This window comes from Planomicrobium sp. MB-3u-38, assembly GCF_002836425.1.
Classification (GTDB): Bacteria; Bacillota; Bacilli; order Bacillales_A; family Planococcaceae; genus Planococcus; species Planococcus okeanokoites.
In genome coordinates, this window is the sequence record NZ_PJBO01000060.1 from 42,884 (window position 1) to 62,705 (window position 19,822).

At 47.5% G+C, this 19,822-nt stretch carries 19 protein-coding genes; 18 read left to right on the forward strand and 1 reads right to left on the reverse strand.

Annotated features, from left to right (window positions below; all coding sequences use genetic code 11):
* Nucleotides 1–12: 12 nt before the first annotated feature.
* The 3 genes from rsgA to CXF70_RS11270 are packed head-to-tail and all read left to right on the forward strand — an operon-like array spanning nucleotide 13 to nucleotide 2,205.
* Nucleotides 13–909 carry a ribosome small subunit-dependent GTPase A gene (rsgA, locus tag CXF70_RS11260; RefSeq protein ID WP_084245106.1) on the forward strand — a complete coding sequence of 299 codons (897 nt, stop codon included), beginning with the start codon at nucleotides 13–15 and terminating at the stop codon, nucleotides 907–909.
* Nucleotides 902–1,567, forward strand: coding sequence for a ribulose-phosphate 3-epimerase (gene rpe / locus CXF70_RS11265; RefSeq protein WP_101802758.1), 666 nt, complete (start codon nucleotides 902–904; stop codon nucleotides 1,565–1,567). The genes rsgA and rpe overlap by 8 nt, the downstream gene beginning before the upstream one ends.
* Nucleotides 1,564–2,205, forward strand: a complete 642-nt coding sequence (locus CXF70_RS11270; RefSeq protein WP_101802759.1) for a thiamine diphosphokinase — start codon at nucleotides 1,564–1,566, stop codon at nucleotides 2,203–2,205. The genes rpe and CXF70_RS11270 overlap by 4 nt, the downstream gene beginning before the upstream one ends.
* Nucleotides 2,206–2,694: 489 nt before the next feature.
* Here CXF70_RS11270 and rpmB read toward each other — a convergent pair whose 3' ends face one another.
* Complete coding sequence (gene rpmB / locus CXF70_RS11275) at nucleotides 2,695–2,883, reverse strand: 50S ribosomal protein L28 (protein WP_084245112.1); 189 nt, start codon at nucleotides 2,881–2,883, stop codon at nucleotides 2,695–2,697.
* A 221-nt stretch (nucleotides 2,884–3,104) separates the two neighbouring features.
* On the opposite strand from rpmB, the gene CXF70_RS11280 reads away from it, so the two are divergent.
* The 15 genes from CXF70_RS11280 to ffh all read left to right on the forward strand — a co-directional run bounded on the left by CXF70_RS11280 (nucleotide 3,105) and on the right by ffh (nucleotide 19,785).
* Entirely contained in the window at nucleotides 3,105–3,467 is a 363-nt protein-coding gene (locus CXF70_RS11280) for an Asp23/Gls24 family envelope stress response protein (RefSeq protein WP_084245114.1), read from the forward strand.
* 18 nt (nucleotides 3,468–3,485) lie between these two features.
* The gene (locus CXF70_RS11285) at nucleotides 3,486–5,138 is read left to right on the forward strand and encodes a DAK2 domain-containing protein (RefSeq protein ID WP_101802760.1); all 1,653 of its coding nucleotides are present in this window, start codon (nucleotides 3,486–3,488) and stop codon (nucleotides 5,136–5,138) included.
* Nucleotides 5,139–5,321: 183 nt separating this feature from the next.
* Nucleotides 5,322–5,984, forward strand: a complete 663-nt coding sequence (gene sdaAB, locus CXF70_RS11290; protein ID WP_101802761.1) for an L-serine ammonia-lyase, iron-sulfur-dependent subunit beta — start codon at nucleotides 5,322–5,324, stop codon at nucleotides 5,982–5,984.
* A 16-nt stretch (nucleotides 5,985–6,000) separates the two neighbouring features.
* Entirely contained in the window at nucleotides 6,001–6,900 is a 900-nt protein-coding gene (sdaAA, locus tag CXF70_RS11295) for an L-serine ammonia-lyase, iron-sulfur-dependent, subunit alpha (protein ID WP_084245120.1), read from the forward strand.
* A complete protein-coding gene (gene recG / locus CXF70_RS11300) occupies nucleotides 6,890–8,932 on the forward strand; it encodes an ATP-dependent DNA helicase RecG (protein WP_101802762.1) in 2,043 nt (680 codons plus the stop codon). Before sdaAA ends, recG begins: the two co-directional genes overlap by 11 nt.
* A 91-nt stretch (nucleotides 8,933–9,023) precedes the next feature.
* Nucleotides 9,024–9,608, forward strand: coding sequence for a transcription factor FapR (gene fapR / locus CXF70_RS11305; protein ID WP_101802763.1), 585 nt, complete (start codon nucleotides 9,024–9,026; stop codon nucleotides 9,606–9,608).
* Complete coding sequence (gene plsX, locus CXF70_RS11310; protein ID WP_101802764.1) at nucleotides 9,605–10,597, forward strand: phosphate acyltransferase PlsX; 993 nt, start codon at nucleotides 9,605–9,607, stop codon at nucleotides 10,595–10,597. Before fapR ends, plsX begins: the two co-directional genes overlap by 4 nt.
* Complete coding sequence (gene fabD / locus CXF70_RS11315; RefSeq protein ID WP_101802765.1) at nucleotides 10,594–11,529, forward strand: ACP S-malonyltransferase; 936 nt, start codon at nucleotides 10,594–10,596, stop codon at nucleotides 11,527–11,529. Before plsX ends, fabD begins: the two co-directional genes overlap by 4 nt.
* The gene (fabG, locus tag CXF70_RS11320; protein ID WP_101802766.1) at nucleotides 11,526–12,272 is read left to right on the forward strand and encodes a 3-oxoacyl-[acyl-carrier-protein] reductase; all 747 of its coding nucleotides are present in this window, start codon (nucleotides 11,526–11,528) and stop codon (nucleotides 12,270–12,272) included. Before fabD ends, fabG begins: the two co-directional genes overlap by 4 nt.
* Before the next feature lie 40 nt (nucleotides 12,273–12,312).
* Nucleotides 12,313–12,549 carry an acyl carrier protein gene (locus tag CXF70_RS11325; RefSeq protein ID WP_033543709.1) on the forward strand — a complete coding sequence of 79 codons (237 nt, stop codon included), beginning with the start codon at nucleotides 12,313–12,315 and terminating at the stop codon, nucleotides 12,547–12,549.
* 133 nt (nucleotides 12,550–12,682) lie between these two features.
* Entirely contained in the window at nucleotides 12,683–13,438 is a 756-nt protein-coding gene (rnc, locus tag CXF70_RS11330; protein WP_084245132.1) for a ribonuclease III, read from the forward strand.
* Nucleotides 13,439–13,441: 3 nt separating this feature from the next.
* Complete coding sequence (smc, locus tag CXF70_RS11335; RefSeq protein WP_101802767.1) at nucleotides 13,442–16,990, forward strand: chromosome segregation protein SMC; 3,549 nt, start codon at nucleotides 13,442–13,444, stop codon at nucleotides 16,988–16,990.
* A gap of 16 nt (nucleotides 16,991–17,006) precedes the next feature.
* Nucleotides 17,007–18,023, forward strand: coding sequence for a signal recognition particle-docking protein FtsY (gene ftsY, locus CXF70_RS11340; RefSeq protein WP_101802768.1), 1,017 nt, complete (start codon nucleotides 17,007–17,009; stop codon nucleotides 18,021–18,023).
* A gap of 67 nt (nucleotides 18,024–18,090) precedes the next feature.
* Nucleotides 18,091–18,414, forward strand: coding sequence for a putative DNA-binding protein (locus CXF70_RS11345; protein ID WP_084246789.1), 324 nt, complete (start codon nucleotides 18,091–18,093; stop codon nucleotides 18,412–18,414).
* A 12-nt stretch (nucleotides 18,415–18,426) separates the two neighbouring features.
* Entirely contained in the window at nucleotides 18,427–19,785 is a 1,359-nt protein-coding gene (gene ffh / locus CXF70_RS11350; protein ID WP_101802769.1) for a signal recognition particle protein, read from the forward strand.
* Nucleotides 19,786–19,822 lie beyond the last annotated feature (37 nt).

Below are 19,822 nucleotides of genomic sequence, written 5' to 3' on the forward strand. Positions count from 1 at the left end.
AGGAGGGAACGTATGCCGAAAGGTCAAATAAGAAAAGCGCTCAGCGGGTTTTATTATGTATTGGACGAAGACGGTGAGCGTTATATCCAGTGCCGTGGACGCGGTGTATTCCGCAACAGGCAGATCTCGCCATTGGTGGGGGATTTTGTGGACTATAAAGCTGACAATGATTTGGAAGGGACGATTCTTCATGTGTACGACCGCAAGAATGAACTTGTCCGTCCTCCAATAGCAAATATCGACCAGGCAATTCTTGTTTTTTCGGCAAAACAACCGGATTTTCATCCGCTTCTGCTGGACCGGTTTCTAACTGCCATTGAATCCCATGACATTCAACCGGTCATTTGCCTGACCAAGATGGATCTGGTGAATGATGAAGAAAGATCGGCAATCATGGATTATATTGCGGATTATGAAAAAATCGGCTACGAAGTCATTCCGACTTTCATCGATGACCCTGAACTTCAGCAACGGCTCATGCCCGTACTTGAAAACAGGACCAGCGTGCTGGCGGGTCAATCTGGTGTCGGCAAGTCAACGATGCTGAATACGATCCTGCCCTCGCTGGAATTGAAGACCGATGATATTTCGAAAGCATTGAACCGGGGGAAACACACGACCCGGCATGTTGAATTGATCGAAGTCAACAGTGGTCTGCTGGCGGACACGCCCGGATTCAGCTCCTTTGATTTTGATACAATTGAGAAAGAGGAACTGTCGGGCTGCTTCCCTGAAATGGCAGAAAGATCCAACGCCTGTAAATTCAGGGAATGCCTGCATCTCAATGAACCCAAATGCGCTATCAAGAAAGCGGTGGATACCGGAGAAATTCCTGAATACCGCTATAAACATTACTTGAAATTCCTGGAAGAAATCATGACAAGAAAGCCGAGGTATTCCAATGATTAAAATTGCACCGTCCATATTGGCCGCAGACTTTTCGAAGCTGGGCGAAGAAGTGTTGGAAGTTGAAAAAGCTGGAGCGGACTGGATTCACATCGATGTGATGGATGGCCATTTTGTGCCGAATATTTCATTTGGCGCAGCCGTCATGGGCGCAGTGCGGCCGTTGACAAAGCTGCCGTTCGATGTCCATTTGATGATTGAAAACGCAGACCGGTATATAGAAGATTTTGCAAAAGCGGGAGCTGATTACATCACGGTACATGTAGAAGCGAGCCCCCATCTGCACAGAACCATCCAATTGATCCGCTCATTTGGCGTGAAACCTGGAGTTGTTTTAAATCCGCATACACCGGTAGAAGCGATTCTGCCCATTTTGGAAGATATCGATCTAGTGCTGTTAATGACAGTCAATCCTGGTTTTGGAGGACAGAAGTTTATCGCGTCGGTTCTGCCGAAAGTCGAACAGCTGTCTAAGATCATCAAAGAAAAAGGCCTTGAAATCGACATCGAAATTGATGGCGGCATCAATGAGGAAACAATTGTCGATTGTGCCAGAGCAGGAGCTAATGTTTTTGTGGCAGGATCGGCTATATATGGAAAAGAAGATCGTACGAAAGCCTTGCAAAGCATCAAAAAGGCTGGTCAAGAGGCGATCTCGTGAAGGTCATCATCATAGCAGGAGGTCCGGCAAGCGAATTGCCGGACTTTTCAGTATGGCCGGAAGATACATTTATCGGAGTGGATGCCGGAACAATTGCGCTGATGGATAAGGGGATTGTGCCGTCATCAGCCGTAGGGGATTTCGACTCTGTATCACCAGAGCAATTCGCGCGGATCAAAAGGGTTTTTCCGGATCTGCAGCCTGCTTCTCCGGACAAGGATGAAACCGATACCGAAATGGCGCTGGCAGAAGCGATGGCCTATGACCCTGAAATTGTGATCGTCACAGGCGTGACAGGCGGCCGTTTGGATCATTATATGAGTGCATTGCATGCCATATATGGCTTCCATCTGAAGTACCCTGGAACTCAATTTTTCCTGATCAATAAACAGAACCGCATCCGCTTTCTGGAAGCGGGCAGCCATGAAATCCTGCGGAGCAGCCGTTACCGCTATATTTCCTTCTATCCGTTCGCCGAAGAAATTAAAGGCTTCAGCCTGACAGGTTTTAAATACGAAGTAGCGGACGAAACGATTCCCTTCGGATCCACGCGTTTCATCAGCAACGAACTCGAACATGCAGGAGTTGTCTCTTTTATAGAAGGAAACTGCATCATGATTGAGAGTGCGGATGAATAGAAGTTAATGTACAGGTTGAATTTAAGTATCGGTTTTTATGACGCTTCGGCGCTTTGGACAGTGCAAAGATTATGCTCCTGCGCACTGCTCGTCGCAAAGGTCGCGCCATCTTTGTATGGCGAACCTTGCCTCCCGCAATAAGCCGAGAAGACTACTCTTATTCTGCTTCGACGACATTCGCCTGCTCCGGCGGCGCGCCGGCGCTAGAGAAATCTCTATAGATATGGAGCAAAACAGCGGAGACAGGTATTAGGCACTGTATATAGTAAATCCTAATAATCGTGCTCCTGCATCGCTGCGCTGCTTCGTCGCAAAGACTTAGCCTCGCATGCTTCGGCTAATGTCTTCGAAGCTGTTTTGCGGAATATAGCGTTTGGAATTACTCCTAACTTATAGAGAATATTTAGTTCAACTTATATAGAAAGAAAAATCCCCACGAAAAAATGCCAGGCTGACATTTGTCAGACCTGGCATTAATCATGAGAACGATTAAACGCGCTCAACTTTTCCTGATTTCAATGCTCTTGCAGAAACCCAAACACGCTTCGGTTTGCCGTCAACAAGGATGCGAACTTTTTGAAGGTTTGCTCCCCATGTACGTTTTGTCGAATTCATTGCGTGTGAACGAGCATTTCCGGCGCGAGCTTTACGTCCGCTTACTGCACATACTTTAGCCATGTAAGTACCTCCTCACAAGTGAAGCTGAAAATTATGATAGAATTTCAGTTCGTTTTTCATTTCACATACTTTAATAATTTACCATAGACATTTGGCGTTTGCAACTAATTTTGACACCCTTTAAAGAAAAAAACCTTTACACCTGAAAACGTCCGCTTTTCTTATATAGGGGTTTGTTGTAGAATGAAAAGAGTGAAATAGGACTCAAGGAGGAATTCTTAATGTCGATTGAAATAAAAAATGACTATGGTCAAATCGATATTTCCAATGATGTGATTGCTCAAATCGCTGGCGGAGCGGCAATCGAATGTTACGGCATTGTCGGAATGGCAACAAAACATCAAATACGCGACGGCCTTACTGATATCCTGAGAAAAGAGAATTTTGCCAAAGGTGTCATTGTGCGCCAGGAAGGCTCTGATCTTAACATCGATATGTACGTGATCATCAGCTATGGCACGAAAATCTCGGAAGTCGCATACCAGGTTCAGTCAAAAGTGAAATACACGATTACCAAAACGCTCGGTATGCCTGTAAAGGCTGTAAATATTTATGTTCAAGGAGTTCGTGTTACGAACCCGTAGGAGGAGGAAGAAGCGGTTATGAAGTCATTAAACGGAGTTAAATTCGCGGAAATGGTGCAGATGGGTTCCCATCATTTGTTCCAGAACGCGGATTATGTAGATGCATTAAACGTTTTTCCGGTGCCTGACGGCGATACGGGAACGAACATGAACTTATCCATGACATCAGGGGCAAAAGAGACGGAAGCGAATGTGCAGGAGCACATCGGCAAAACGGCTTCCGCTTTGTCAAAAGGCCTATTGATGGGAGCGCGCGGAAATTCTGGCGTTATCCTGTCCCAATTGTTCAGAGGCTTCAGCAAATCGATTGCGAACGAAAGTGAGTTATCGGCAAAGCAATTGGCTGAGGCTTTTCAGCATGGGGTTGAAACTGCCTATAAAGCGGTGATGAAACCGGTTGAAGGGACCATCCTGACGGTTGCCAAAGATTCAGCGGCTAAAGGAATGGAACTGGCAAAAGATGAATCGGATATCATCGTCCTTTTTGAAGGCATCGTTACAGAAGCCAAAGCTTCACTTGAGCGGACGCCGAACCTGTTGCCGGTATTGAAAGAAGTGGGCGTGGTCGACAGTGGCGGCCAAGGGCTTGTCTATGTATATGAAGGGTTTTTGGCATCTTTGAAAGGCGAAGAACTGCCTGAGAAGCACGTCAATGATTCCATGAATGATCTTGTCAGTGCAGAGCATCACAAGAACATAGCCGGTTTCATGGATACTGCGGATATTGAATTCGGTTATTGCACAGAATTCATGGTTAAATTCGAAGACGGCAAAAAAGAATTCAATGAAGCAGAATTCCGTACCGATCTTAGTGCTTATGGCGATTCACTTCTTGTCATCGCTGACGATGAAGTCGCGAAAATCCATATCCACTCGGAAGAACCAGGTAAGGTCCTTACATATGGCCAGGATTACGGAAGCCTGATCAGTATGAAAATCGAAAATATGCGCCAGCAGCATATCGATATTGTCGGAGAAGATTTCAAAAAAGAAGGTAAAAAGCAAGAAGCTGTTCATCCATATGCAGTTGTGACTGTAGCGATGGGCGAAGGCGTTGCGGAATTATTGCGCAGCATCGGTGCGTCTTATGTCATCGAAGGCGGTCAGACGATGAACCCATCGACAGAAGATATCGTTAACGCAATCCGTTCGGTTTCGGCTGAACGCGTATTGATTTTGCCGAACAATAAAAACATCATCATGGCCGCTGAACAGGCGGCTGAAATCCTGGAAATCGAAGCCGCTGTCGTGCCGACAAAAGACGTTCCCCAAGGTATGGCCGCTTTATTGGCATTCAATCCATCGGCGTCGGTCGAAGAGAACCGCGAAACAATGGCGGGTGCTTCAAAGCATGTGAAATCGGGATCGGTGACATTCGCCGTCCGTGACACATCGATTGACGGCATCACCATTAAAAAAGATGACTTCATGGGCATCTCGGAAGGCAAAATCGTGGTATCCGACAAGAGCCTGCAAAGTGTGACTGAAGAATTGGCCAAGAAACTGATCGACGCTGATTCTGAAATCGTGACGATTCTTTACGGCGAAGACGTCACGGAAGCTGACGCTGAAAAGCTGGGTGAATTCATCGAATCGTTGAATGATGAAGTGGAAGTTGAAATCCATAACGGTAAACAGCCGCTGTATCCTTATATTATTTCAGTTGAATAAAAGATCAGCACATACTGGCCGATGGAGAAAAGGTGAAGCCTTTTTCTCCATCGGCTATTTTTATGGTGGAAGTTCTTCCGATGCCTTAACGCTATAAGAACATATGCTTTATTATCTTTGTCTAAAGCCGTTAAATCGTGTAAACTGGAACTATACGCAAATTGAGAGAAAGGGGTTTGAGCCATGAAGTTCAAATCTGTTTTTGATATAATCGGTCCGGTCATGATCGGGCCATCTTCTTCGCATACTGCGGGAGCTGCCCGCATCGGCCGAGTGGCCAGGGATTTATTCGGGCGCCAGCCGGAATGGGCAAAGATCCATCTCTACGGCTCTTTCGCCGAAACATATAAAGGACACAGCACAGACGTCGCCATCGTAGGCGGCCTTCTGGATTATGATACAGACGATGAACGCATCAAAACTTCTTTTGAAGAAGCGAAAGAAGCGGGCATGGATTTTGAGTTCATCCCGGAAACCGGCCACACCGACCACCCGAATACAGCAAGGATCGTGATCGGGGACAGCCGTTCCGAAATGTCGATGGTCGGCATCTCGATCGGCGGAGGAAAGATTGAAATCACTGAGCTTAATGGCTTTCCGTTACGGCTTTCCGGAAATCACCCGGCAATCCTTGTGGTCCATGATGACCGCTCGGGCAGTATTGCAAACGTTTCCAACTGCCTTTATAAATACGATATCAATATCGGCCATATGGAAGTGTCACGACGCCAAAAAGGCGAAATGGCATTGATGGTCATCGAAGTCGACCAGACCGTGGACCTTTTTATAATGGATGAATTACGGCAGCTGCCGAATATTACGCAAGTGACAAGGATCGCTGACTGAACAGGAGGAACGGAGAATGGATGTTTTATTCCGTAACGTTAAAGAATTGGTTGAACGTGCAGAAAATGAAAATAAATTGATTTCAGAAATCATGATTGAACAGGAAATGCTGATTACACAGCGTTCCCGTGAAGATATCATGGTTCAGATGGAACGCAATCTGACTGTGATGGAAGAAGCGGTCGAAAAAGGGCTGAAAGGCGTACATTCCGTTTCAGGCCTTACAGGCGGAGACGCTGTGCTCCTGCAGGCATACATTGAAAAAGGCAATACGCTGTCAGGCCCGCTGATGCTCGACGCAGTCAGCAAAGCGGTAGCGACGAATGAAGTGAATGCAGCGATGGGCACCATCTGCGCGACACCGACTGCAGGTTCTGCAGGCGTAGTGCCGGGTACCTTATTTGCGGTTAAGAACCAATTGAACCCGACCCGTGAACAGATGATCCGTTATTTATTCACTTCGGGCGCATTCGGATTTGTCGTTGCGAACAACGCTTCGATTTCCGGAGCGGCAGGCGGATGCCAGGCGGAAGTCGGTTCAGCGGCGGCGATGGCGTCAGCGGCGATAGTGGAAATGGCCGGCGGCACAGCGCAGCAAAGTTCAGAAGCATTTGCCATCACGATGAAAAATATGCTGGGCCTAGTTTGTGATCCGGTTGCCGGTTTAGTGGAAGTTCCGTGTGTCAAACGGAACGCCATGGGCGCATCCAACGCTGTTGTAGCTGCAGACATGGCTTTGGCCGGCGTAACCAGCCGCATTCCATGCGATGAAGTCATCGGTGCGATGTTTGAAATCGGCCAGTCGATGCCGAGTGCGTTGAAGGAAACCGCGAAAGGCGGACTCGCGGCTACACCTACCGGAAAATGGCTGGAATCGAAAATTTTCGGCGGATCGGTAGTCGGCAGTGGCAAGTAAGGATTCTGTCGCCGTCCTAAAGGGTGTAGGCAAACAGGCAGCTGAAACGTTGAAGGAAATGAACATTGAAACGATCCATGATCTGATCATGACATTTCCGTACCGCCATGAAGATTTTCAGCTGAAGGATCTGGTGGATACACCGCATAATGAACGAGTAACCGTGGAGGGAAGGGTCGAAAGCGAGCCTTCCGTCCTTTTTTTAGGAAAAAATAAATCGAGGACAACAGTACAGGTGATGGTGGGCCGCCATCTGATCAAAGCCGTGTTCTTCAACCAGCATTACGTCAAAACGAAATTGCATATCGGCGAAATCGTGACATTGACCGGGAAATGGGACCGCGGCCGCCAGATCATCACCGTGTCCAACCACTCGCTTGGACCGCGTACAGACGGCGCCGATTTTGAGCCTGTCTACAGCCTGAAAGGTTCGATGCATCAAAAAACTTTCCGGAAATTGATGCGGCAGGCCCTCGATTTGGCAAAAGACGATCTCGAGGAATGCATCCCATCGAAATTTTTGGCGGAATACAAATTGGCGCCTTTATCAGAAGCGCTCGAATGGGTTCATTTTCCGCCTGACGGTGAATCATTGAAACAGGCCCGCCGCCGTTTTGTATACGAGGAGCTGCTGATGTTCCAATTAAAAATGCAGGCGTTGCGCAAAAAGAACCGGGAAGAGGAAGGCGGATCGTTTATTGATTATGATGTCGATAAAGTCCGTAATTTTGTGCAATCGCTGCCTTATGAATTGACCGAGGCCCAAAAACGGGTCGTCAACGAAATATCGAAGGATATGAAAGAGCCTTTCCGTATGAACCGTCTGCTGCAAGGGGATGTAGGCTCTGGTAAGACTGTCGTGGCAGCTATTTCCTTATATGCCACTGTGACTGCCGGATTGCAGGGGGCGTTGATGGCGCCGACTGAAATACTGGCGGAACAGCACGCCAATACACTGGCGGAATGGTTTGAACCGTTTCCTGTAACAATCGCTTTGCTGACCGGATCAGTCAAAGGCAAGAAACGGCAACTGATACTCGATCAATTGGCAGCGGGTCAAATCGATATCCTGATCGGAACCCACGCGCTCATCCAGCCGGATGTGCAGTTCAGGAAACTGGGGCTCGTCATAACAGATGAGCAGCACCGCTTCGGTGTCGACCAGCGGCGGGTGCTTAAAGATAAAGGCTATAATCCGGACGTCCTGTTTATGACAGCGACGCCTATTCCCCGGACGTTGGCCATTTCGGCTTTTGGTGAGATGGATGTCTCAGTAATCGATGAGATGCCGGTCGGCCGAAAAGAGATTCAGACGTTTTGGATGAAGAAGGACATGTTCGGTAAAATCGTCGGCCGGATGGAAAAGGAACTTGCCGCTGGCAGACAGGCTTATGTCATTTGTCCGCTGATTGAAGAATCGGATAAACTTGATTTCCAGAATGCAGTTGAACTTTACAGCCAGTTATCGAGTTATTTCCATGGCAAATATACTGTCGGTCTGATGCACGGACGTTTGCATTCGGATGAAAAGGAAGAAACGATGCGATCGTTCACGGAAGGGGAAATCGCAGTTCTGGTTTCAACCACAGTGGTCGAAGTTGGGGTCAATGTACCGAACGCATCCTTCATGCTGATCTATGACGCCGAACGTTTCGGCTTATCCCAGCTGCATCAATTGCGGGGACGTGTCGGACGGGGCAGCGAGCAATCCTATTGTGTGCTGCTGGCCGATCCGAAAACGGAAATCGGCAAGGAACGAATGACGTCAATGACCGAAACGAACGATGGTTTCGTGCTGGCAGAGAAAGATTTGAAACTCCGGGGGCCGGGAGATTTCTTCGGCCGTAAACAAAGTGGCTTGCCTGAATTCAAAATGGCTGATCTGATCCATGACTACAGAGCATTGGAGACGGCAAGGAAAGATGCTGAAAGCCTTGTGAACAGTGATGAATTTTGGACGAGTGGTGAAACGGCATGTCTGCGCAGGATGCTCGAGGAATCGGGCGCTTTGTCGATGGCACGGCTGGATTAAGGATGCAGGGCTTGTCATTAGCCCTTGCATTCTTTTTTTATAGCCAATATACTGATATTAGTACCAAGTGCTAATAGCGGGCGGTGACAATGTGAAAAGAACAAAAAGAGAACGGCAAACTGCTTTAAAGGAATCGATAAATGATAATCCGTTCGTGACAGATGAGGAATTGTCGGCTGAGTTTAATGTCAGCGTCCAGACGATCCGGCTCGACCGGATGGAATTGTCGATACCTGAACTGCGTGAGCGGATCAAGCATGTGGCCGTCAAGACTTTTGAAGATGAAGTGAAATCCCTGCCGATCGATGAAGTGATCGGAGAGATCATTGATATTGAATTGGATGAAAAAGCGATTTCGATTTTTGACGTCAAGCAGGAACATGTTTTTCAGCGCAACCAAATTGCCAGAGGCCATCACCTTTTTGCGCAGGCCAATTCACTGGCTGTAGCGATTATGAATGAAGAGCTGGCATTGACCGTAAAATCCGAATTGCAGTTTCTGCGGCCGGTGAAAGCCGGACAGCGGATCGTGGCAAAAGCGACTGTCATCGAGAGGCAGCCTGAAAAGAACCGTGCTTTTGTAAAAGTGGTCTCAACGGTTGACCAAGTGACAGTTTTTATTGGTACATTTGAAATGTATCGAATGACGGAACAAAGTGAAGGTGAAGTTGGATGAAGATAGCTGTTGATGGAATGGGCGGAGATAACGCCCCGAAAGAAATAATCGCAGGGGTCTACAAGGCGCTTGATGAATTTAAGGATCTGGAGATTCAGTTGTTTGGACACCAGGAAAAAATGCAGGAATTCCTGAAAGACCATGATCGCTTAACGGTTTTCCATTGTGAAGAGATGATTGAAGCGGAAGACGATCCGGTTCGTTCTGTCAGAAGAAAGAAAGACGCTTCGATGGTGCGCATGGCACAGGCTGTCAAAGATGGCACAGCGGATGCTTGTGTGTCAGCCGGCAATACGGGTGGATTGATGTCGGCTGGGCTGTTTATAGTCGGACGCATCGATGGTGTCGACCGGCCAGCATTGGCGCCGACATTACCGACCATTGACGGCAAAGGTTTCGTTATGCTGGATATGGGAGCGAATGCTGAAGCGCGTCCGGAGCATCTGGTGCAATACGCCATCATGGGCAGCATCTATGCTGAGAAAGTACGCGGCATCGAGAATCCTACGGTGGGCTTGCTTAATATCGGAACTGAAGAGAAGAAAGGGAACGACTTGACGAAAGCCGCCTTTCCTTTATTGAAGGAAGCACCGATCAATTTCGTCGGCAATGTGGAATCCCGTGATCTACTTAATGGGGTGGCTGATGTTGTTGTAACGGATGGCTTTACCGGAAATATGGTGCTGAAAACGATTGAAGGCACAGCGATGAATGTGTTCGCGATGATCAAAGATGTTTTCATGTCATCAATGAAAACAAAATTGGCTGCTGCACTTGTTAAAGATGATATGCGCGGTTTGAAAGGCATGCTGGATTATAGTGAGTACGGCGGAGCCGGGCTGTTCGGCCTCAAAGCGCCTGTGATTAAAGCACACGGTTCTTCAAACAGCACCGCTTTCTTCAATGCCATTCGCCAAACCCGCACGATGATCGAGTATGATGTGACCGGAACAATTTACAACACGGTGAAAAAGGAGCAGTCGGAATGACAAAAATAGCATTTATCTACCCGGGACAAGGTTCCCAGACAGTCGGGATGGGCGAAACCTTTTTAAGCGATGAAAGAAGCCGGAACTTTTTTGACGAAGCGGATAAAGCCCTTGGCATGAAATTATCCACTTTGATGCTCGAAGGCCCATCAGAAGAATTGACCCTTACATACAATGCACAGCCGGCTTTGCTGACGGTCAGCGCGATGATTACGGAACGTTTGGCGCGCGAAGGGATTGTACCTTCCTATACAGCGGGCCACAGTCTTGGGGAATACAGCGCTTTAGTGGCTTCGGGTGTCATGAAATTTGAGGACGCTGTGGAAATCGTCCACAAACGCGGACTTTTCATGAACGAGGCGGTACCGGCAGGCGAGGGAACGATGGCTGCCATCCTTGGTATGGATGCGAAAGAACTGGAAGAAGTGACGAATCAGGCTACTGATTCAGTTGGTGTTGTCCAATTGGCCAATTTGAACAGTCCTGGTCAAATCGTCATTTCAGGAACAAAAGCTGGAGTTGAAGAAGCTTGCAGGCTGGCTAAGGAAAATGGTGCGAAAAGGGCGATTCCACTTGATGTCAGCGGCCCGTTCCATTCTGAATTGATGCGTCCCGCGTCACAGGATTTATCGGAAGTTCTGAGCAAGGCATTTCTGATGAATGCCAATGTTCCGGTTGTAGCCAATGTCACGGGGGAAACGGAAACAAACGCTGCGCAAATCCAGGATCTTTTAGTCCGCCAATTGTACTCTCCGGTTTTATGGGAGCAATCGGTTCGTAAAATGATCGAATTGGGTGTGACAGTTTTTGTCGAAATTGGCCCAGGTAAAGTGCTTAGCGGATTGGTTAAGAAAATTGACCGTTCGGTGACTGTATTGCCGGTCAATGACGTCGAATCATGCGAAAAAGTGATAGAGGAGCTGAAAAAATGAGCGACTTAACTGGTAAGACAGCCATCATCACTGGTGCTTCGAGAGGCATCGGGGCTGAAATCGCCAAGCGGTTCGCAGCAGCGGGTGCGAATGTCGTAGTCAATTACAGCGGCAGCCAGCAAAAAGCGGAAGCAGTCGTAGAAGCGATAGAAGAAAATGGCGGAAAAGCCATTGCTGTAAAAGCGAATGTGGCAGACGCGGATGCAGTCAAAGCCATGGTCGATAAAACGATCTCTCATTTTGGGACAGTCGATATCCTTGTGAACAACGCAGGAATTACACGTGATAACCTGATGATGCGCATGAAGGATGATGAATGGGACGACGTAATCAATACCAATTTAAAAGGTGTTTTTATTTGCACGAAAGCCGTCACACGCCAGATGATGAAGCAGCGCTCGGGCCGGATTGTCAATATCGCTTCGATTGTCGGAGTCATGGGCAATGCCGGACAGGCGAATTATGTCGCTTCCAAAGCGGGTGTCATCGGTCTCACTAAGACAACAGCGCGTGAATTGGCGAGCCGTGGGATTACCGCAAACGCTGTGGCTCCAGGATTCATTACAACGGAGATGACGGATGGATTGAATGAAGAGATTCAGCAATCCATGATGGCCCAAATACCGCTTGGCCGTTTCGGAAAACCCGAAGAAGTGGCGAAAGCCGCGTTATTCCTGGCTTCTGATGAAGCGTCCTATATGACAGGGCAGACATTGCACCTTGACGGCGGGATGGTCATGTAATTTGTAATTCTGTATACTGCATTGAGGGGAGGTGACGACATTGGCAACAGTATTGGAAAGAGTAACTAAAGTAATCGTGGATCGTCTAGGTGTAGAAGAGAACGAAGTGAAACTTGAAGCTTCATTCACAGGAGACCTTGGTGCGGATTCATTGGATGTAGTTGAATTGGTTATGGAACTTGAAGACGAATTCGACATGGAGATTTCTGATGAAGATGCAGAAGGCATGTCTACAGTAGGAGACGCAGTTTCTTACATTGAGAAAAAACAGGCTTAAATCTTATTAAGATGAAATGACCTTGACGCACAATCGCTTACAGCTTAAGCGGTTGTGCGTCAATTCTATTTTTGCGTTAAAGCTGGAAAAAAGGTAAAATTGACGGAAGAACAACATAGGAAGGCAGATAAAAATGGCAATGAAAAAAAACCTCAACCAACAAAAGCCGGGAGTGCTGAAGGAAAGTGTGAAAAATGCTTTTGACCAGCTGCAAAAAGAGCTGGATGTCAACTTCCGTAATCCTGCACTGCTTTATCAAGCTTTCACTCATTCATCTTATGTGAATGAGCATCGAAGAAAAAAATTCACGGATAACGAACGGCTCGAGTTTTTAGGCGATGCCGTCCTGGAATTATCGGTGTCCCATTATCTATACATGAAGTATCCCGATATGAGCGAAGGTGAATTGACGAAACTCCGGGCATCCATTGTCTGTGAACCGTCTCTTGTCCTGTTTGCGAATGAATTGAATTTCGGCAAATATATTTTGCTCGGCAAAGGCGAAGAACTGACTGGCGGCAGAACACGTCCCGCACTTCTTGCTGATGTCTTCGAATCATTCATCGGGGCGTTGTATCTGGATCAGGGGCTTGAACCGGTCGTTTCATTCCTGGAAGTGATTCTGTTCCCGAAAGTGGAAATCGGTGCTTTTTCGCATGTGATGGATTATAAGAGCCAACTGCAGGAAATCGTGCAGCAGAAAAATTCAGGGACATTGAGCTATGAGATCATCGATGAAAAAGGACCGGCACACAGCCGCATATTTGTTACACGCGTCACTTTGGCCGATAAAGAATTGGGCGTCGGAAACGGACGATCCAAAAAAGAAGCGGAACAGCAGGCAGCTCAGCTGGCAATCCGTAAATTGCAGGAAGCAATGGAGGACTAGAGAATGTTTTTGAAGAGATTGGAAGTCATGGGATTCAAGTCGTTCGCTGATCGCATCGGCATCGACTTCGTTCCTGGAGTTACAGCAGTTGTGGGACCGAATGGCAGCGGAAAGAGTAACGTCACTGATGCAATCCGCTGGGTCCTCGGTGAACAATCCGCGAAATCATTGCGTGGCGGAAAGATGGAAGATGTCATTTTTGCCGGCAGTGATTCACGGAAACCACTGAATTTTGCCGAAGTTACTTTGGTCTTGGATAATACGGACGGACGGGTCCCTCTCGATTACAGCGAAGTCAGCGTAACGAGAAGGGTTTTTCGAAGTGGGGAAAGTGCTTATCTGTTGAACAAGCAGAATTGCCGTTTAAAAGATATCACCGATCTGTTCATGGATTCCGGACTCGGCAAAGAAGCTTTCTCGATCATTTCGCAAGGACGGGTGGATGAAATCCTCAACAGCAAAGCTGAAGAACGCCGTTCCATTTTTGAAGAAGCTGCAGGCGTATTGAAATATAAACAGCGCAAGAAAAAAGCTGAATTGAAATTGAATGAAACGGATGAAAACCTCAACAGGGTTTTGGATATTCTCCATGAACTCGATGGCAGGATGGAACCACTGCAGATTCAGGCTTCCGCGGCCAGGGATTACCTGGATATGAGTGCTGAACTCAAGGATGCGGATATCGCTTTATTGGCGTTCGACGCAAACCGTTTAAAACAGGAACTTGAACAACTTGGCAAAGACGCTGCTGAGCAAAGCGCCAAGGAACAGGAACTGGCGGCTGAAATCGGCAGAAAAGAAGAAACTGTCTCCAGTCTGCGAAAGAAGATTGCTGAACTCGACAGCGGAATAGATGCGGAACAAAGCAGTCTGATTGAAGCGAGCTCCGAAACCGAGAAATGGGAAGGCCGCAAACTGCTGATGTCCGAGAAAAAGCATAATGCAGACCGGCAGGCGAGCCAGCTGAAAGAAAATCTGGATGCCGAAATGGCGGAGAATCAAGTGCTGGCTGAAAAGCATCAGGAGCAATTGAAGCTGTTGGATGCAAGAAAAGCCGAGCAGCAGAAAATTAAAAATGCCATCAGGCAACTGGAAGAACAATTGAGCAGAACGCCAGCGGATATTGAAAATGAAATCGAATCCTTCAAATCGCTTTATATAGAATTGATGAATGAGCAGGCTACTGTCAGAAATGAATTGAAAAATATCGATTTGCAGGAACGGCAATTATCTGAATCCACCAGCAGAATCGCTTTGCAGCAACAAGATTTCAGTGCTGAGCTCGAAAAGCTGGAGAAGGAAAAAGAAGAAGCCGAGAACAAATACGATACGATCAAAGAGCTGTTGGAAGAGAAACGCCGATTATACCGTGAAACAGAAAACAGCTACCTGCAAATCAAGGGAGCTTTCGACAAAAAGCAGAATATGCTGTTTCAAGCCTATCAATCCCAAAAGCAACTGGAATCAAGAATTGACACACTCCAGGAATTGGAAGCCGATTTCTCCGGGTTTTTCCAAGGAGTGCGGGAAGTGCTTCAAGCACGTGAAAAAGGACAATTGACCGGGATCGTGGGAGCGGTGGCGGAAATCGCGCAAGTAGACCAGAACTATGCGAAAGCGATTGAAACTGCGCTTGGCGCTTCCAGTCAGCATATTGTCGTCCAAAACGAAGACGATGCCCGGAAAGCAATCCAGTTCCTTCGTGAGAAACGCGCCGGACGCTCCACTTTCCTGCCGATGACGGTGATGAAGCCGAGAACCATACCGGAGCACACCTTATCTTCAATTCGCCAGCATCCGGCGTTTATTAAAGTTGCGTTCGAGCTGGTGGACTATGACCCGGCTTACAATATGATCATCGAAAATCTTCTCGGCAATGTCATTATCGCGGAAGATCTGAAAGGCGCTACAGCGATCGCTAAGTTGACAGGCAACCGCTTCAGGGTCGTGACGCTTGAAGGGGATATCGTCAATGCCGGCGGTTCGATGACCGGCGGAGCCAATAAAACCCAAGCCTCATTCTTCACCCGTAAAGCGGAACTTGAGCAATTGCTTGTCCAGTCCAAAGAGCTGGCACAGACGATTGCCGTTGCAGAAAAAACAGTGCAGAAAGAACAGTCTGAAGTCCACACGACAGAACGCAGATTGAATGATTTACGGTCTGAAGGTGAAAAATATCGTGACCTGGAATCAGAACGCGCGATGACACTTCGGGAAATCAATGCAGTCTTGAACACCACAAAAGAAAGGTTCAAGGTGTTTCAGGCCGAGCAAAAGAACAAAGGATCCGATTTGGATGCTGTGACGGTGCGCAAAGAAACTGCTTCCAGCCGTCTCGATGAAATCACTTCTGAGCTGGACGGAACTTCCGCCCGTATCGAAGAATTGACGCAGTTCAAGCAGCAGAATGAAAGCGCCCGGGACGCGGTGCTGGTAAAATTCGCCGACCACAAGTCCCAGCTCGCTGTCATGAAGGAACGGGTCAACCAATTGACGGACAGTGAAGCTGAGTTGCTTGTCCGAAAAGAGAAAAGCGACCGCAAGCTGAAGGAAATCCAGTCCGAACTTGAGTGGCTGCAATCCGAAGAAGCGGCAAAAGTCTATTCAGATGAAGAGATCGTAGCTGAAATTTCAAAATGGTCCAGCAAAAAACAAATGGGCATGCAGAAAATCAGTGAGTTAAAAGAGCTTCGAATCCAAAACCAAAGCCAATTAACTGAACTGGAAGAAGAGCTGAAAGAATACCAGCGCCTTCATAAAGGGTTTGTCGAAGCGATCCGTATCTGTGAAGTGAAAGCTACACGATTGGATGTTCAGGTACAGAATCTGATCGGCCAGTTGGAAAATAATTATGAATTGACACTTGAACAGGCGACTCAATTTGAACTGGCGGATGAAGAAGATGTTGTGCGCAAGAAAGTCAAATTGCTTAAACAGTCGATTGAAGAACTGGGTCCGGTCAATATCGGCTCTATCGAGGAATTTGAACATGTGGCTGAACGCCATAACTTCCTTACGGAGCAGCGAAATGACTTGAACGAGGCAAAAGAAACATTGCGGACAGTCATCCGCGAAATGGATGAAGAGATGACGACCCGTTTTGATGAAACCTTCCATGCCATCCGAAGCCATTTCCAGCGGGTATTCAAGGAATTGTTCGGCGGCGGTTCAGCTGATCTTGTGCTGACAAATCCACAGGATATGCTGGCGACCGGTGTGGAAATCATCGCACAGCCGCCGGGCAAGAAACTGCAGGCCCTCAGTCTGCTGTCAGGGGGGGAACGGGCGTTGACTGCGATTGCGCTGCTGTTCGCCATCCTGAATATCCGGCCGGTTCCGTTCTGTATCCTGGATGAAGTGGAAGCTGCACTCGATGAATCGAACGTAGTGCGCTATAGCCAATATCTTAAGAAATTCAGTGAAGATACACAGTTCATCGTCATCACACACCGAAAAGGGACGATGGAAGGTGCCGATGTCCTTTACGGCATCACGATGCAGGAATCAGGAATATCAAAACTCGTATCTGTAAAACTGCAGGAACAATTATAAATGGAGGAGTGATCTGGTGAGTTTTTTCAAGAAGCTGAAAGATAAATTTGCCGGCAACGCCGAGCAGGAACAATCAACCGAAAAGTATAAAGAGGGTCTGGAAAAGACGCGTACGGGGTTTACCTCACGCATAAACGACTTAGTGGCGAAATACCGCAAAGTGGATGAAGATTTCTTCGAGGAACTTGAAGAAGTCCTTTTGCAGGCGGATGTCGGCTTTGAAACCGTTCTCGAATTGATGGATGAATTGCGCTATGAAGTACAGCGCAAAAATGTGCGGGACACTTCCAACGTGCAATCCGTCATTTCTGAAAAACTGGTGGAAATTTATCAGGCAGGCGAACCTGAACTGAACGAAATCAAATTTGTCGATGGCTTGACCGTCATTTTAATGGTTGGCGTAAACGGTGTCGGCAAGACGACGACTATCGGTAAACTGGCCCACCGTTTGAAAAATGAAGGTAAATCCGTCATGCTTGCGGCCGGCGACACTTTCCGTGCCGGAGCAATCGAGCAATTGGATGTCTGGGGACAGCGGGTCGGTGTGGATGTGATCAAGCAAGCCGCCGGTTCAGATCCTGCAGCTGTCATGTATGATGCCGTGCGTTCGGCGAAATCACGCGGTGTGGATGTGTTGATCTGCGATACGGCGGGGCGCCTTCAGAACAAAGTCAATTTAATGAATGAACTGGAAAAAGTCCACCGTGTGTTAGGGCGTGAAATTCCGGGTGCTCCGCATGAAGTGCTGCTGGCACTTGATGCCACAACCGGACAGAATGCGATGATCCAGGCACAGACTTTCAAAGAAGTGACGGAAGTTACGGGCATCGTACTGACTAAACTGGACGGCACCGCAAAAGGCGGTATCGTTCTGGCTATCCGCAATAAACTCAACATCCCTGTCAAATTTGTCGGTCTGGGTGAAAAAATGGACGATCTTCAGCCGTTCGATCCACAGAAATATGTTTATGGGCTGTTTGCCGAAGGTTTGGATAAGGAAGAGGAAATGGAAGAGGATGCTGCAGACAAGTAAAATTACTTGACGGTTGATTTCGTTTTCAGTAATGTTGTGTGTAGTATGAACGGGGTGAGCAGACATGATGGGTTTGGAAAAAACGACACGGATGAACTATCTATTCGATTTCTATCAGGAATTGCTGACGCCAAAACAGCGCAGTTATATGATGCTGTATTATTTGGATGACCATTCTTTAGGTGAAATTGCCGAAGAATACAATATTACGCGACAGGCGGTTTACGATAATATACGCCGTACTGAAGCGATGCTCGAGGAATACGAAGCGAAGCTCCAGCTGTTCGATAAATTTCAGCGTCGGCAGGAACTGGTTTCGACATTCGAAAAAAACCCTTTCACTGAAGAAAACATCCATAAATTCCTCAGTGAACTGAAAGAATGGGATTAGGAGGCGGAACGAATGGCATTTGAAGGTTTATCCGAACGCCTGCAAGGCACCATGACTAAGATCAAGGGCAAAGGTAAAGTGTCTGAAGCAGATGTTAAAGATATGATGCGTGAAGTCCGTTTCGCTTTAATCGAAGCGGATGTTAACTTAAAAGTAGTAAAAGAATTCGTTAAAAAAGTAAGTGAACGTGCTGCCGGTTCAGATGTCATGGACAGCTTGACACCGGGCCAGCAGGTCGTCAAAATCGTCAAGGATGAATTGACGGAATTGATGGGCGGCGAGCAGAGCAAAATCGAATTTTCAACCAAACAGCCGACAGTCATCATGATGGTGGGTCTGCAAGGTGCAGGTAAAACGACCACTACCGGAAAACTGGCGGGATTGCTGCGCAAGAAGCATAACCGCAAACCGTTATTGGTAGCGGCTGACGTATACCGTCCGGCGGCTGTACAGCAATTGGAAACAGTCGGCAAACAGCTGACTATTCCGGTTTTTTCAAAAGGGACGGACATATCACCGGTTGAAATTGCACGTCAGGCGATTGAACACGCGAAAGCGGAACATCTGGATACAGTCATTATCGATACGGCTGGCCGCTTGCATATAGACGATACGCTGATGCAGGAATTGAAGGATATCCGTGCATTGAAGGAACCGGATGAAATCTTCCTGGTTGTAGATGCCATGACCGGGCAGGATGCAGTGAACGTGGCACAAAGCTTTGATGAAGCAATCGGTATCACGGGAGTCGTCCTGACGAAGCTTGACGGCGATACACGCGGCGGGGCGGCATTGTCTATCCGTACTGTAACGCAAAAGCCGATCAAATTCATCGGTATGGGCGAAAAACTGGATGCTTTGGATGTATTCCATCCGGAACGCATGGCATCACGGATCCTCGGAATGGGCGATATGCTGTCGCTGATTGAAAAAGCGCAGACTAATGTTGATGAAGAAAAAGCGAAACAGCTCGAAGAGAAATTCCGTACGTCTTCATTTACGTTCGATGATTTCCTGGAACAGCTGGCACAGGTCAAACAGATGGGGCCATTGGATGAAATCCTGAAGATGCTGCCCGGCGCCAATAAAATCAAAGGGCTGGAAAACGCAAAAGTGGATGAAAGCCAAATGGGCCGTGTAGAAGCCATCATCTATTCGATGACGAAACAGGAGAAAACAACGCCTGAAATCATCAACGCGAACCGGAAAAAACGGATCGCGCGCGGATCGGGGACGTCGATTCAGGACGTCAACCGCTTGTTGAAACAATTCGAAGATATGAAGAAAATGATGAAACAAATGTCCGGCATGAGCTCGAAAAAAGGCAAGAAAAAGATGTCAATGCCAGGCCTGGACTCACTTTTTAAATAATTTTATAAGGTGTTAAGAAAAAATACTTTACAAACTA